Source organism: Streptomyces sp. NBC_01190, assembly GCF_045039895.1.
Classification (GTDB): domain Bacteria; phylum Actinomycetota; class Actinomycetes; order Streptomycetales; family Streptomycetaceae; genus Actinacidiphila.
This window is the reverse complement of record NZ_CP108580.1, coordinates 7,421,432-7,435,148: the sequence shown is the minus strand read 5'-3', so window position 1 is coordinate 7,435,148 and position 13,717 is coordinate 7,421,432. Positions and strand designations below refer to the sequence as shown.

Sequence of the window (13,717 nt, the reverse complement as noted above, 5' to 3'; positions counted from 1 at the left end):
ATGTTCGGTTCCGTGCGGACGGCGCCCGCGCGCCCGAGGAGGGACGACCCGTGCCGCTGCCCGTGATCTGGTTCGACTTCGGCGGTGTTCTGTCGCCGCCCCAGCACGAGTTGTTCGCCGGCTACGAACGCAGGACCGGCATCGGCCCCGGCCAACTCCAGGAGGCCTTCCGGGTGGTGAGCCGGGAGTCGGGCGAGCACGCCATGGCCGCGCTGGAGACGGGCCGGACCACCGAGGCCGCTTGGGGGCGCCGGATCGCCGCCGCGCTGGCCGGGGCCGGTGTGGACCTGTCGCGGGCCCGGTGGGAGTCCTTCGGCGAGCAGTGGTTCGCCGGGGTGCGGGCCGACCCCGCCATGCTCCGCGCGGTGAGCGCGGTGCGGACGGCCGGCCACCGGGTCGGTGTGCTGTCCAACAACGTCCGCGAGTGGGAGCCGTACTGGCGGCGGATGATCGAGCCGGCCGGCCCGCTGGACTTCGTCGTCGACTCCAGCGTGGTCGGCCTGCGCAAGCCGCAGCCCGAGATCTACCGGCTGGCCGAGGCCGTGGCGCGGGCCGAGCCGGCCGACTGCGTACTGGTCGACGACCTGGCGGCGAACTGCGCGGCGGCCCGTACGGCGGGCTGGCGGGCGGTGGACTTCAGGAGCGCCGGGCAGGGCCTGCCCGAGCTGGGGGAACTGCTGGGCCTGCCGGGCCTGGCCGCGTCGTGTCTGGCGTCGCCTGAGCCGGAGCCCGGGACCGGAAGCGACGCCGGGACCGAAGCCGAGTCGCTGCCCTAGGCGTAGGGGTACGGGCTGAGCTCGATCCGGCCCTCGGCGATCTCCGTGCCGAACTGGCGCAGTCCGACCCGGACTTCGACCGCTCCCGGCCGGCGAACGGCGGGCTCGGCCACGTACTCCAGCGGCCCCTCGAACTCGCCGTAACCGCTGAACGTGGTCCTCAGCCCGGTCATCGCGGCGACCGGCGAGAGCAGCGCGCCCTCAGCCGTCGCGGACAGCAGCGCCGTCTGCCGGAATCCCTCGACGATGAAGGGGCCGGGCACATGGTCGTAGTCGTGGTCGAAGTAGGACGGGTGCGCGCGGTCGATCACCAGCGGGTAGCGGACCTGACCGGCCGGGGCCACCGGTTCCGCCAGGACCACCGGTTCCGCCGGTTCCGTCGGTTCGCCGACGACGACGTTGCGGCGGTCGCGCCGCCCCACCGCCGCCGGGTCCACCGGCGCCGCGGGCTTCCACGGCGGGATGTCGGCGAGGTGCTTGCGGGCCCGCTGGAAGGCCCGCAGGGCCTCGTAGTCGGCCCGGGAGAGGAAGACGGTGTCGCCGCTGACGGTCATCACCGGTGCGCCGCCGATCTCCAGCGTGCCGGTGAGCGTCATGGTGCCCAGCTCGCCGCCCCGGAATTCACGGTCGCTGATCCGGTAGCGCAGCAGCCCCTGCAACGGGGCGCGCCCGTCGTCCCGGAACGGCTCGAGCGCGCCGACCCGGAAGTCGAACCTGCGCAGGGTGAAGGGCAGGTCGAGCGGAATGTCCAGATAGCGGTGGACGACCACGAAGGAGCCCTGCCGGGCCGCCTCCGCGATGGAGAAGGGGTCGTGGTGGGGGACGGTGCGGTCGCCCCACAGGCTGTGCGCCCTGGGGATCTGCCAGGCCAGCAGGAACTCGTCGTCGGACAGCCGGGCCGAGTCGGTGACGAAGACCTCGCCGACGGCCCGGCGGTGGGCCGTCGCCCGGGGGACGGTCTGCTCGAAGCCCAGCTCGACCCCGCTGGAGTGGATCGCGGTCATGGCGTCCTGCCCTTCCGTACGGTCGGTCGTCCGGCCCGTCCGGCCCGTCCGGCAGGCCCGGTGGTGGCGCCGGCGGATGCGCCGGCGGTGGTTCGCGGCCGGGGACCGCTGGTCGATCGCCGCGGCGGAGGTGCTGGTCGGCGTCACGCCCGCCGCGGTCATTCCCCGACCAGCCGCCGCCGGATCACCGACAGAGCCGCGTCCAGATGGTCGGCCAGGCTGAAGTGCCCGCCGCTCAGCCGGTGGGTCTCGCAGTCGTCGGTGGTGTGCCGCTGCCACGCCGACAGCGTGCCGGGCGGCACGGACACGTCCCGGTCGCCGGCGAAGGCGGTGACCGGGAGCCGGAGCGGCGGTCCCGGGCGAAAGCGGTAGCCGGCCGCGAGTTCCAGGTCGGCGCGCAGGATCGGCAGGAAGTGCTCAATGATCTCGGGCACCGCCAGAACGGCCGCCGGGATGCCGTCGTAGTACCGCTCGACCAGGTCGATCAGGTCGGCGTCCCCGGCGGGCACCGGGGGCGAGGCCCTGAGGTCGGGCGCGGCGCCGGCCGCGGCGAAGAGGTGGACCGGCGGCTTGCCCCGTGCCTGGAGGACCCGGGTCACCTCAAAGGCGACGGCCGAGCCGAGGCTCTGGCCGAGCAGCGCGTACGGCCGCGGCACCGTTTCGGAGATCGCCTCGGCGAACTCGGCGACGAGGGCCGCCCAGTCGGTCGCGAAGGGCTCCCCCTGCTGGGGCACGCGTCCCGGCAGGATGGCGTTCCACACCTCGATGTCCGGCGCCAGCGGATACGCCCAGCGGTAGAAGGCCCCCGAGGGTGCGCCCGAGTGGGCGAAGCACACCAGCCGTACCGCGGCCCGTGGCTGGTGGACGGCGCGGGTGACCCGCTCCGCGGACTGGGTCACCGTTCGGGCCCGGGCCGCCTGACCGGCGGGCCGAGCCGGGTCCGTGGCGCGTTCGCCGGGGTTCATGCGGCGCCGTCAAGGTCCGCGGACGCGCCCGTGTCCGCCGCCGCCTGCTCCGCTTGTGCCCGTACGCCCCTGGTCACGGCCCGGGCGAGGGCGGCCGGACTGTCCCCGTCGAGCAGCGACTGGAGCGGTACCTTGAGGCCGAGGTCGCGCTCGATGCCGTTCTTCAGCTCCACCACTGTCAGGGAGTTGAGGCCCAGCGAGTCGAGGGTGGCGTCCGCCGCCACCAGCGAGGGGTCGCCGAGGCCCAAGGCGCGGGCCACATGAGCACGGACATAGGCCACCAGGGTCCGCTCCACATCCGCGTCGGGGGTGGGGAGATACGGCCCGAGCCGCTGCTCGGACGCGGGCGGCGCGGCGGTGGGGGCGGCTCCGGCCGGCCGGTCCTGCCGGTCCTGCCGGGAGGCGAGCCAGTACCGCCGGCGCTGCCAGGGGTAGCCGGGAAGGGGGATATGGCGTGTGGGGCGGCCGACCACCGCGTCCCACCGGATGTCCACTCCCGCGTGGTAGAGGTCGGCGAGCGCGCCGTCCAGGACCTCCCGTGCGGGCTTGTCGCGGCGCAGACTGCCCACCACCGTGGGCCGGGCCGCGGTGTGCTCCAGGGTGGCGTGGATGTCGCGTACGAGGACGGGATGCGGGCCGATCTCCACGAAGACGGTGCTGCCGTCCCGGGCCAGGGCGGCCACCGCGCTGCTGAACAGGACCGGTTCCCGCAGGTTGCGGCCCCAGTGCTCGGGGCCGAGTTCGGCGGCGCCGACCCGGTCACCGGTGACGGTCGAGTACTGCGGCAGTCCGCCGAGGCGTGGTCTCAACGTGGCCAGCGCGGCGGCCAGTTCGGTGGCGCCGCCGTCGAGCAGCGGGCTGTGGAAGGCGTAGCCGACGGGCAGCCTGCGGGTCTTGGCGCCGCGGGCGGCGGCGGCCGCCTCGGCCCGCGCGACCCGGTCCGGATCGCCGGCGACCACGGTGGAGCGCGGTCCGTTGACGGCCGCCGCGGCCAGCCGGCCGCCGACCGAGGCGACGATGGCCGCCACCTCGGCCGCGGGCAGGGCCACGTCGGCCATCGCGCCGCCCGCGGCGCTCTCGGCGATCCGGGCGCGGGTGATGAGCAGGCCGAGCGCCTGCCGGCGGTCGAGGTTCCCGGCGACGCACGCCGCGACGACCTCGCCCATGCTGTGTCCGGTCACGGCGGCCGGTTCCACTCCCCAGGAGCGCCACAGGGCCGCGAGTCCGAGTTGCAGTACGGCGATGCAGACCTGGGCCACCTCGGTCTCGTGGAACCTGCCGCGGCCTGCCGTCAGCCGGAGCTCGTCGAGCACCGACCAGCCGGCGAGTTCACGGACGATCGCGTCGCACTCCTCGGCCTCGGCGAGCACCACCGGCTCGGTGGCGAGGAGTTGGCAGCCCATCCCGGTCCACTGGGTGCCCTGGCCGCTGAACACGAAGGCGATCCGGCCGCCCGAGGGCAGCGGGCGGACGAACTCGGTTCTGGCGGCCCTCAGTTCGGCGGCCAGCGCGGCCGGTGTGTCGGCTCCCACGCAGATCCGGTACGGGTGGTGGCTGCGGCCGAGGGCGGCAGCCGCGCAGAGATCCGCGGCCGCGGTGTGGTCCGCGCCCTCCAGGCGTTTGGCGTACCGGTCGGCCAGCTCCCCGAGCGCCGCGGTGTCGCGGGCGGACAGCGGCAGCAGCAGTCGGCGGGGCCTGCTCCCGGTGGGCGGGGGCGCGGCGGCGCGCGGCGCGGGCGCCGCTTCGAGGACGACATGCGCGTTGGTGCCGCCGAAACCGAAGGAGCTCACCGCGGCCAGCCGCCGTCCCCCTGAGGGGAGTTCCCGCAACGTGGTGGGGATCACCAGCCGGGAGCCGGCGAGATCGATCTCCGGGCTGAGCCGGTCGAGGTGCAAACTGGGCGGCACCCGGCCGTCGTTGACCACGAGCATCGCCTTGAGCAGGCCGACGATGCCCGCGGCCGCCTCCTGGTGGCCGAAGTTGGTCTTCACCGAGCCGACCGCGCAGGGCAGGTCACCCGCGCCGTAGACCTCGCGGATCGCCTCGATCTCGATGGGGTCGCCGAGCCGGGTACCGGTCCCGTGCGCCTCCACGTACACCACCTCGTGCGGATCGACGGCGCCGTCGGCCAGTGCCTGGCGCAGCAGCTCGGCCTGGGCCCGGGGGCTGGGCGCGGTCAGGCCGTTGGTGCGGCCGTTGTGGTTCACCGCCGAGCCGCGGACCAGGGCCCGGATCCGGCGGCCGGCGGCCTTGGCGTCGGAGAGCCGTTCCAGCAGCAGCACCCCGCAGCCCTCGGAGCGCACGATGCCGTCCGCCGAGGCGTCGAAGGTACGGCAGCGTCCCGACGAGGCCATGGGCAGCACCTTCTCGGTCGCGGCCATCATCGGCTCGCAGAGCACCACGTTGACCCCGCCGACCAGGGCCAGGTCGCACTCGCCGGCCCGCAGCGCGCGGGTCGCCAGGTGCAGGGCGACCAGCGAGGAGGAGCACGCGGTGTCCACCACCAGGCTCGGACCGTGCAGGTCGAGCAGGAACGACAGCCGGTTGGCGGCGATGCTGTGCGCGCCGCCGGGCGCGGTGTAGGCGGTGATGCCGGCCTGTCCGGAGAGCTGCATCGTCAGGTAGTCCGCCCCGTACAGGCCGAGGAAGACCCCGGTGGGGCGCTCCCGGAGTCGCTCGACGGGCACCCCAGCGTCCTCGACGGCCTCCCACGCCGCCTCCAGGACGAGGCGCTGCTGCGGGTCCATGTGGTCGGCCTCGTCGCCGGCGATGCCGAAGAACCCGGCGTCGAACTGGTCGACCTGGTCGAGGAGTCCGGCCCAGCGGCCGGTGTCGGGCACCGCGTCCCGGCGTCCGTCGGTGGTCCCCGGCCAGGGCTTCACCGTGTCGGTGCCGGAACTGAGCACGTCCCAGAGCGAGTCGAGGTCGGTGACGCCGCCGGGCGCGCGGACCGCCGCGCCGATGACGGCCAGCGGTTCGTGGTGGCCGCGTCCGGCCTCGGCCAATCGGGCCTTGGCCTCCCGTAGTTGCCGCACCGCCTGCTCCAGCAGACGCCGCTGGTCGGTCACGGCGGTGGTGTTCATTCCTCCTCCTGTCCGTGCGGGTCGGGTACGGCGGGTATGTCGGGCGGGGCTGGGATATCGGGTACATCGGATGAGTCGAACGTGTCGAGTTCGGCGGCGAGCAGCGCGGTGACTCCGGCGTCGTCCAGCGCGGCCAGTTCACCGGCCAGGTCGTCCGGCGGCGTCTGGTCCACGGCGGCGGGCTGCCGCGCGGGCGGCGGGTTCCGCGGGTCCGACGGCAGCAGGGAGAGCAGCAGCCGGTCGGTCAGTTCGTCGATGGTGGGGTGGGCGTAGACGAGGGTCGCCGAGAGCCGGGTGGCCAGGGCCGGCTCCAGCCGGCCGCGCAGCTCGATCGCCATCAGCGAGTCGAAGCCGAGCGTCTGGAAGGGCACGTCCGGCTGGATGACGGTGGCCCGCGCGCCGAGCACCTGACGGATCTGCTCGGTCACGAAGACCCGCAAGGTGTGCCGCCGGTCGGCGTCCGACGCCAGTGCGAGGAGTTCGGCGCGCAGCGCGCCGGGCCGGGCGGGGCCGGTTCCGCCGGCTACGCCACCCGTCGCGGGGGCGAGCAGGGGGGCCAGCAGTTGGCGGGCGGCCGGCCAGGCCGCGGCCCCGCCCAGTTCGGCCGACGCGAAGGCGGACACCGCCAGTTGGGGGGCGCCGCACCGCATCGCCTCCTCCAGAAGGCCGATCCCCGTGGCGGGGTCGAGTGGGGGCAGACCGCGCGCCGCGAGCCGGTCGGTCTCCCCGTCCGCCGCGGCCAGGCTGACCCCGGCCCACGGTCCCCAGGCCAGGCTCTGCCCCGGCAGGCCGAGGGCGGCGCGGTGCCGGGCCAGGGCGTCGAGGAAGGTGTTGGCGGCGGCGTAGGCGGCCTGGCCGGGCGATCCGATCAGGCCGGCCAGGGAGGAGAACAGGACGAAGAACTCGATCGGCTGGTCCCTGGTCAGTTCGTGCAGATGCCAGGCGCCGAGCGACTTGCCCGCGGCCGTCTGCGCCATGGCGGCCACGTCCACGTCGGGCAGCAGCGCGTCGCGCAGCACACCGGCCAGGTGCAGCACACCGCCGATCGGGCGGCTGGGGTCGGCGGTCCCGAGCGCGTCCCGCAGGTGCTCGCGGTCGGAGACGTCGACCCGGACGACACGGACGTCGCAGCCCGCCGTGGTCAGCGCGGCGAGCCGGGCGGCGGACCGGGCGGACGGCTCGCCGCGGCCCAGCAGCAGCAGGTGCCGGGCGCCGCGCTCGGTGAGCCAGCCGGCCACCCGCACCCCGAGCGCGCCGAGTCCGCCGGTCACCACATAGGTACGGTCGGGGCGCAGCGCGGGCGAGCGCGCGATCAGCCGGCCGCGCGGCACCTCGGCCAGGACGGGGGTGAGCACGGCCGCCCCCCGCAGGGCGACCTGGCTGGGCGGTTGTTCGGAGCGCAGGATCGCGGGCAGCCGGTCGGCGCCGAAGCCGCGTGCGGCCGGATCGAGGTCCACCAGGGTGCAGCCCTGTGCGGGGAACTCATTGGCCATGGTGCGGCCGAGGCCCCAGAGCGCGCCGCCTGCCGGGCAGTCGGGGTCGGCGGGCCCGGCCGCCGCCTGCGTACCGGTGGTGAGCAGCCACAGCCGCGGCGCCGTACCCCGCCAGGCGCGGCCGGTCACCGCCTGGGCCAGCAGCAGCGCGTCGCGGGGGCCGGTCCGCAGCGACTCGCCCAGCTCCCGGGCCGGTGCCGGCATGGCCGCCCGGGCGTCGATCACCCCGCTCGGCACCCGGCCGAAGGTCGCCTCGGCGATGTCGAGCAGCGCGGTCAGCGTCGCGGCGTCCGCGCCGGCGGGTGGGGAGAGGGCCAGCACCCGGTCACCGGTGGGCACCAGGGCGGCCGCCAACGCGCCCACCAGAGCGTCGTCGTGGGTCAGCAGCAGCCAACTCCCGCTGCCCTGGGTCCGGGGCCCCGGCAGCCACTCCTCCCAGCGCACGTCGTAGATGCCGCCGTCCTCCGGACGACGGCGGGCAGCCGCGATCGTGACCCGGAAGCCGGTGGCCGACCAGACGGGCGAACCGTCGTCGTCGCTCACCAGGACATCGGCGACGACCTGGCGGTCGCCCGCCTCGTTCCGCCCGCCGGCGGTTCCCGGGCCCCGGGCCCCGTCCTCACTGGCCTCCCCGTCGTCCCCGTCGTCCCCGTCGTCCCCGTCGTCCACGCTGTCCCCCTCCCGGACCCGGACATGGCACCAGCCGGTGAGCAGCGGCGCGCCCTCCCGGTGCGACCTGACCTCGTCGGCGCCGACCGGAAGCGGGAGTTCGCCGTCGTGGGCCGCGTCGGCGGCGGCGGCGATCGTGTGCAGGCAGGAGTCGAGCAGTGCCGGGTGCGGTCCTTCGGTGCCCCGGGACAGGCCGTCGGGGAGCTGGATCCGGGCCAACGCCTCACCGGGAGCTACGGTGAGCCGGGTCAGCGCGCGGAAGGCCGGGCCGTACCGCAGCCCGGCCCGGGCCAGCCGCTCGTAGAGCCCGTCGACGGACACCTCGGTGACACAGCGCGTCGCGGCCAGGTGCGGTCTCTCCGACGCGGGTCGGTCCGCGTCGGCGGCGAGTCGGACGACCGAGCCTTCGGCGTGCGGATGGCTCGCGCCCGTCGGCGTGCCCGACGTGATCGCGAACCGCCGGCCGCCGGGCTCGGGCCGCAGCCCCAGTTGGAGAGCGGGCGGCTGGTCCGCCGCCAGCGGGCGGGGGCGCTTGAAGGCCACCTCACGCAGCGCGACCGGTGCGCCGTCGAAGGCTTCGGCCGCCGCCTGGAGCGCCGCCGTCAACCAGTACGTGCCCGGTACGACCGGGGTCCCCTCGACCTCGTGGTCCGCCAGTTCCGGCCGGGTGGCCAGGCTGATCGGCAGGTCCCACAGCCGCAGTTCCGGCGCGACGCCGACCGGGATCCTGGCGCCGAGCAGGCTGTCGCCCGACCCGTACGCGGGCGCGTCGGGCATGGCGGCGGCGGAAGCGGTGGCGGCGGCTTGGGCCGTGGTGACGGCGGCTTGGCCGGTCGGCCGGGCCAGCGGATAGTGCTGGTGCCGCCAGCCGTGGGGCGGCAGCGGGGTGTGCGCGCTGCCGCCCGGGTGCAGGGCCCGCCAGTCGACCGAAGCGCCCGCGGTGTACAGCGTGCCCAGCGCTTCGAGCATGCACCGCGCCTCGTCCTCACCGCGGCGCAGCGAGGAGACCACGAGGCCGTCGTCGCGCCCCCGGTCGGCCAGGTACTCCGCCACCGGGCGGGCCAGCACCGGGTGCGGCCCGATCTCCACGAACGTGTCGAAGCCGTCGTCGAGCAGCCGGCCGAGCGCGGGCCCGAACCGGACCGGGGCCCGTACGTTCTTCACCCAGTAGTCGGGCCCGAGTTCGGTGCCGGGGATCGGTGCCGCGGTGACGGTGGAGTACAGCGCGACGTCGGTCGCGCCGGGCCGCAGCCCGGCCAGGGCGGCGCGCAGCCGTGGTTGCAGCGGCTCGACCTGCGGGCTGTGCGCCGCGAACTCGACCGCGATCCGGCGCCCGAACACCCCGCTCTCCGCGAGCCGGGCGAGCACGCCGTCGAGCGCGTCCGGCGTACCGGAGAGCACGGTGGCCCGCGGGCCGTTGACCGCCGCCACGGACAGTTCCCGCTCGCGGCCTTCGACCAGCGCTGCCGCGTCGTCCGCGCCGAGTTCCACCAGGGCGAGGCCGCCGAGACCGGTCAGCTCGGTGAGCAGCCGGCTGCGCTCGCAGACGATCCGGGCCGCGTCGGCGAGCGAGAGCGCGCCGGCCACGTGTGCGGCGGCGATCTCCCCCATGCTGTGCCCGACGACACCGTCGAACCGCAGCCCCCACGAGCGCCAGGTGGCGGCCAGGGCCACCTGCGTCACGAACAGCGACGGCTGGACCTCCGCCGTCCCCTCGACCACCAGCCCGTGTTCGTCGCTCCACAGCGAGCGGCCCAGATGGCGTGCCACGGCCGCGTCCGCGGCCCGCACCGCGTCCCGGAAGACGGGCAGGGTCGCGGCGAGCCGCTGACACATCCCCGGCCACTGCGATCCCTGGCCGGGGATGACGAGGGCCACCTTGGGCTCGCGGCGGGCCTCGCGGGGGCCGGCCACGCCGGGCGCCTGTTCCCCCGCCGCCAAGGAGCCGAAGCCGGCGGCGAGTTCGGCGGCGTCGCGGCCCACCACGGCGGCCCGGTGCGGGAGATGGTCCATGCGCAGAGCGGCCGCCGACGCCGCCCTGGCCGGCCAGGCCGCGTCGTCGGCCTCGGCCAGGGCCCTGACCGACCAGGCGGCGGCGCGGCGCCGCAGGGCCGGTCCTGAGCGGGCGGAGACCGGCACGAGCAGGGGCAGTCCGATCCCCGGCGACCGCTCCTCGTGGCGCGCCCGGTCCGCGGGCGCCGCCGCGAGCAGCAGATGGGCGTTGGTGCCGCCGAAGCCGAAGGAGCTGACCCCGGCCGGGGCGGGCTCGCCGTCCGGGCCGACCGGCCAGTCCTCGTTCCGCGCGACGATCCGTACCGGGACGCGGTCCAGGCCGAGCAGCGGGTTGGGCGTGTCGAAGTGGACGGTCGGCGGAATCACCCGATGGTGCAGCGACAGCGCCGTCTTGATCAGCCCGGTCACGCCCGCGGCGGCCTCCAGGTGGCCCACGTTGGACTTGACGGACCCGACGCGCAGTTCGTCGCCGTCGGTCCTGCCGCCGGCCAGCACCCGGGCCAGCGCGGCGACTTCGATCGGGTCGCCGACCGCGGTGCCGGTGCCGTGCGCCTCGACGTACCCGACGGCGCTGCCCGGCACCCCGGCCGCCCGGCAGGCGGCGGTCAGCACGGCCTCCTGCGCGAAGCCGTTGGGCGCGGTCAGCCCGTTGGTCCTGCCGTCCTGGTTGACGGCGCCGCCGAGGATCACCGCGTAGACGCGGTCCCCGTCGGCGGTCGCCCGCGGCAGCGGCTTGAGGACCACCACCCCGACACCCTCGCTGCGGACGTAACCGTCGGCCCGCTGGTCGAAGGGCTTGCACCGGCCGTCGGGTGCCGTCAGGCCGCCGGCGCTGAAACTGAGGCCGATCCGGGGGCTGGTGACGACGTTCACCCCGCCCGCCAGCGCGAGATCGGCCTCGCCGGAGCGCAGCGCCTGACAGGCCAGCTGGATCGCGACCAGGGAGGAGGAGCAGGCGGTGTCCACCACCAGGCTGGGGCCGCGCAGATTGAAGGCGTACGACAGCCGGTTGGCGACGATGCTCAGCGCGCCGCCGGTGCCGTCGTAGGGCTGGATGTCCCGCATCGACGACCACAACGCGGTCGCGTGGTCGAAGCTGGAGACGCCCATGAAGACCCCGGTCGGCGAGCCGGCCAGCGCGTCGGCCGGGATGCCGGCGTCCTCCAGCGCCTCCCATGCGACTTCGAGGGCGAGCCGCTGCTGTGGGTCCATCCGCGCGGCCTCGCGCGCCGATATGCCGTGGAACTCGGCGTCGAATCCCTCGATGTCGTCGAGGAAGCCGCCCCAGCGGGTGTTCATCTTCCCGGGTACGGCGGGGTCCGGGTCGTAGAAGGCGGCGGCGTCCCAGCGTCCGGCGGGCACCTCGCCGATCGCGTCGACCCGGTGGGTGAGCAGCTCCCAGAACTCCGCGGGACCACGGGCACCGGGGAGGCGGCAGCCGATGCCGACGACCGCGATGGGGACCGGCCCCACCGGCTCGTTCACCGATCGCGTGCCGGCGTGCGGGGTGGCGGCCCCCGCTTCCCCGGATTCGTCCGGCCGGTGGGGACGGGCCGTTCCGGCCGGCCGGTCCGCGGTGTCCGGGGCGTCAGGTCCGGCCAGCGCCGCCACATGCCCGGCGATGTCGGCGATCGACGGGTAGTCGTAGGCGGCGGTGGGGGACAACTCGACGCCGGCCCACCGCTGGAGGTGGTCGGAGAGTTCCACGGCCTGGAGCGAGGAGAGGCCGAGGCCGGCGAAGGGGACGTCGACCGGGATCTCGGCGGCCGGCAGGTCGAGCAGAGCGGCGAGGCGCTGGACGAGCCAGTCGGCGGTGCGCTGCTGGCGGTCCATCACACCCGTCCTCCGAGGGCCCGGCTGCCGGGTTCGGCGGCGAGCGCGAACTCACCGTTCTCGTAGGCGCTCCGGCACGCGCGGCGCTTGATCTTTCCGCTTGTGGTCCGCGGCACGGCGGCCGGCGCCACCAGCAGTACGTCGTCGAGCTGGATGCCGTGCTCGACCGCCACCGCTGCCCTGATCCGGCGGGTGATCTCGGCCAGTGTCGGCGGCGGCGCCCCGTCCCCCGCGCCCGTCTCCCCGCCGGTCCCCGCGCCCCAGGTGCCGAGCGGGCGGCGGGTCTCGGCGACGAGGACGACCTGCTCGCGGTCGTCGCGCTCCACCGCGAAGGCGGCGCAGAAGCCGGGCCGCACCCAGGGGTGGGCCGCCTCCGCGGTCGCCTCGATGTCCTGCGGATAGTGGTTGCGGCCGCCGACGATGACGATGTCCTTCAGCCGGCCGACGACGTAGAGCTCGCCCTCGTGGAGCACCCCGAGGTCCCCGGTGCGCAGGTACGGTCCGGCGCCGGTGTCCGCGAGCCGGGCCCCGAAGGTCTCCCGGGTCTCCTCGGGTCTCCCCCAGTAACCGAGCGGCACGTCCGCGCCGGTCTGCCAGATCTCGCCCACCGTGCCCGCCGGGCGGGCCAGCCGGGTGTCGGGGTCGACGACGAGGATCTCCCGGCTCAGCCGCGGCTTGCCGACGCCGATCATCCGGTAGTCACCGCCGGGAACCGCGCGGCCGGCGCGCAGCGCCTCGTGGTCGACGTCCAGGGTGATCGGCGGCCGCTCCCTGACAGCGCCGCAGGTGATCAGGGTGGCCTCCGCCAGTCCGTAGGCGGGTTGCATCGCCTCGGGGACCAGCCCCCGCGGGGCGAAGGCGGCGGCGAAGGCGGCCACGGTGGCCGGCCTGATCGGCTCGGCGCCGGTGAAGAGGACCTTCCAGGCGCTCAGGTCGAAGGCGGCCCGGTCCTCCTCGGGGATACGGCGCAGGCACAGGTCGAGCGCGAAGTTGGGGGCGCCGGAGACTGTGCCGCGGTAGCGGGTCATCGCCCGCAGCCAGCGGGAGGGCCGCTGGACGAAGGCGAGCGGCGGCATGACGACCAGGTGCGCCCCGAGATAGGTCGCGTGCAGGACCATGCCGATCAGTCCCATGTCGTGGAAGAGCGGCAGCCAGGAGACCAGCACGTCGTCCTCGGTGGTGCCCATGATGGCGACGAACATCTCCTCGTTGCGCAGCAGCGCGCGGTGACTGACCATCACACCCTTGGGCAGGGAGGTCGATCCGGAGGTGTACTGGAGGAACGCGATGTCCTCGGGCTCCACGGACGGCGCGCGGAAGTCGGCCGCCTCCCCGGGCGGCACCGTGTCGACGTCGATCCACCCGAGTCCGGCCACTTCGGGTGCGAACCGCCGGAGCGGCTCGCGTACCGGGGTGGTACTGCCGCTCAGCACGAAAGCGGCCGAGCAGTCCTGGGCGATGGCCCGCAGGGTCGCGGCCTGGCGCGCGTTGTTCAGCGGGAGCGGCGGCGCGACCGGGACCGCGATGACGCCTGCGTACTGGCAGGCCATGAACGCCCGGATGAAGTGCCCCGCGTCGGCGGCGAGGACGAGCGCCCGGTCCCCCGGCCGGGCGGAGCGCTGGAGCCGGGCGGCGATGGCGCGGGCTTCCCGGTCGAGCCGGCCGTGGGTGAGCACGTCCGACTCTTCGTGTCCGTCGGCGAGGACGGTGAACGCGGTGCCGTCACCGCGAAGCCGGGCATTTTCGGACAGGAGGACCGAGATCGTCGGGCTTTTCAATGACGTCTGCAATTTCCCGCTCCTTGTGAGGCGTTCACGCGCCCGGGCGGCCGGTGCAGCTTCGCGCACTTTAGCTACGGGCGGTACGGCGGTCAACGGTTTT

The 13,717-nt window shown here is 75.3% G+C and carries 6 protein-coding genes; 1 reads left to right on the top strand and 5 read right to left on the bottom strand.

The features are described 5' to 3' along the window. The first annotated feature begins 50 nt into the window (after positions 1–50). Complete coding sequence (locus OG519_RS31225) at positions 51–776, top strand: HAD family hydrolase (protein ID WP_405591020.1); 726 nt, start codon at positions 51–53, stop codon at positions 774–776. Here the strand turns inward: OG519_RS31225 and OG519_RS31220 are convergent. The 5 genes from OG519_RS31220 to OG519_RS31200 form a co-directional block, all read right to left on the bottom strand. Then, the gene (locus OG519_RS31220) at positions 773–1,942 is read right to left on the bottom strand and encodes an AfsA-related hotdog domain-containing protein (protein WP_405591017.1); all 1,170 of its coding nucleotides are present in this window, start codon (positions 1,940–1,942) and stop codon (positions 773–775) included. The genes OG519_RS31225 and OG519_RS31220 overlap by 4 nt on opposite strands. Continuing rightward, positions 1,939–2,679, bottom strand: coding sequence for a thioesterase II family protein (locus OG519_RS31215; protein WP_405591015.1), 741 nt, complete (start codon positions 2,677–2,679; stop codon positions 1,939–1,941). The genes OG519_RS31220 and OG519_RS31215 overlap by 4 nt, the downstream gene beginning before the upstream one ends. A gap of 62 nt (positions 2,680–2,741) precedes the next feature. Continuing rightward, entirely contained in the window at positions 2,742–5,828 is a 3,087-nt protein-coding gene (locus OG519_RS31210; protein WP_405591013.1) for a type I polyketide synthase, read from the bottom strand. Continuing rightward, entirely contained in the window at positions 5,825–11,836 is a 6,012-nt protein-coding gene (locus OG519_RS31205) for an SDR family NAD(P)-dependent oxidoreductase (RefSeq protein ID WP_405591010.1), read from the bottom strand. The genes OG519_RS31210 and OG519_RS31205 overlap by 4 nt, the downstream gene beginning before the upstream one ends. Further along, entirely contained in the window at positions 11,836–13,626 is a 1,791-nt protein-coding gene (locus OG519_RS31200) for a fatty acyl-AMP ligase (protein ID WP_405591008.1), read from the bottom strand. The genes OG519_RS31205 and OG519_RS31200 overlap by 1 nt, the downstream gene beginning before the upstream one ends. Positions 13,627–13,717: the final 91 nt, after the last annotated feature.

Bases quoted from the DNA above. Each gene is read 5' to 3' on its own strand.
- OG519_RS31220 (WP_405591017.1), bottom strand. From the start codon at position 1,942: ATGACCGCGGCGGGCGTGACGCCGACCAGCACCTCCGCCGCGGCGATC.
- OG519_RS31210 (WP_405591013.1), bottom strand. From the start codon at position 5,828: ATGAACACCACCGCCGTGACCGACCAGCGGCGTCTGCTGGAGCAGGCG.
- OG519_RS31205 (WP_405591010.1), bottom strand. From the start codon at position 11,836: ATGGACCGCCAGCAGCGCACCGCCGACTGGCTCGTCCAGCGCCTCGCC.